The 1,002-nt window shown below is 32.7% G+C and carries 1 protein-coding gene; it reads right to left on the bottom strand.

All coding sequences use genetic code 11. From position 1 onward, the window contains the following. Nucleotides 1-287 precede the first annotated feature (287 nt). Nucleotides 288-830 carry a hypothetical protein gene (locus ACSX1H_RS19365; protein WP_439185905.1) on the bottom strand — a complete coding sequence of 181 codons (543 nt, stop codon included), beginning with the start codon at nt 828-830 and terminating at the stop codon, nt 288-290. Nucleotides 831-1,002: the final 172 nt, after the last annotated feature.

Below are 1,002 nucleotides of genomic sequence, written 5' to 3'. Positions count from 1 at the left end.
TCTTTTGCAATTTTTCTCCATTCTGTATTTGGTTTTATTAGGTCGTACATTCAATTATTATTTTTGAGCGCCTTGGTTTGTTTTGCACCTAACGGCCTGCCGCATGAAGCGTATGGAGATTTATCCATACTAACATTCCAAATAGAGCAGAGCCAAAGCGTTGTATTTGATTTTAACTTTGCATTTTTTAAGCCAAATCGACGATTTGGCGGTGTCTGCCGAAGCCACAAAGCATCCAATACGAGCTGCCTCCATATGCTTTATTGCGGTTTGTTGGCAACCGTACTTTATTTTACTGACTTATATTCGAGTTTCTTCTTCGTCAATTCTAATATTTTATCATAGTCAGAAAGGTGGTCAGGTTTTTTTTCAAAAATAAATGAGTCCACAATTGAGTTATTAACAAACAAAACAAGAAACTCTTTATATATCGAATAATGGGAAAGTACTGACCATTTAAATTCTAACGTCTTCTCTTTGTCTGAATATTTTATTGAATCTTCAGAGAATTGATAAACACAATCCATCTGTTCTAATTCAAACTTTTCTGCAATTTCAGCAATTTTTCCAATATACTTCTTTCTCGAAAATCGTCTTGCAGATGCTAAAAAGAGCAATAAAAGTCCGAAAGCAATGGCTAATACAACATAAATATTAACAGGTTCTTCGTCTGAAATAGATAAAGCTGAAAGAACTATAAATACAAGTGTTGTGATTGAAAGATTTCTGATTTGCTTAAGGTTTTTGAGCCAATATATTTTCCATTTAATCTTATTGACTCTTAGAAACTCTTCTTTGTCGTAAATGCTTTCAATTGTAAACTGCGTCATGTTTTAATAAGTCCTTTTAGTTTTATGATTAATGATGTTTTTTTTGTATTGTATATAAAGAATAGCGCCCAAAAGCACGATTTTTGTTGAATTGGCACAATAAATTTTTAACCCGACTCTTTGATAAAAGTTCGGGTTTTAAATGACTGGAACGGGGACACTCTTTTGGAAT

The organism is Carboxylicivirga taeanensis (genome assembly GCF_051851475.1).
Lineage (GTDB): Bacteria > Bacteroidota > Bacteroidia > Bacteroidales > Marinilabiliaceae > Carboxylicivirga > Carboxylicivirga taeanensis.
This window is presented reverse-complemented; position numbering and strand designations above follow the sequence as displayed.

Coding starts and splice junctions, on each gene's coding strand:
- ACSX1H_RS19365 (WP_439185905.1), bottom strand. CDS start 830: ATGACGCAGTTTACAATTGAAAGCATTTACGACAAAGAAGAGTTTCTA.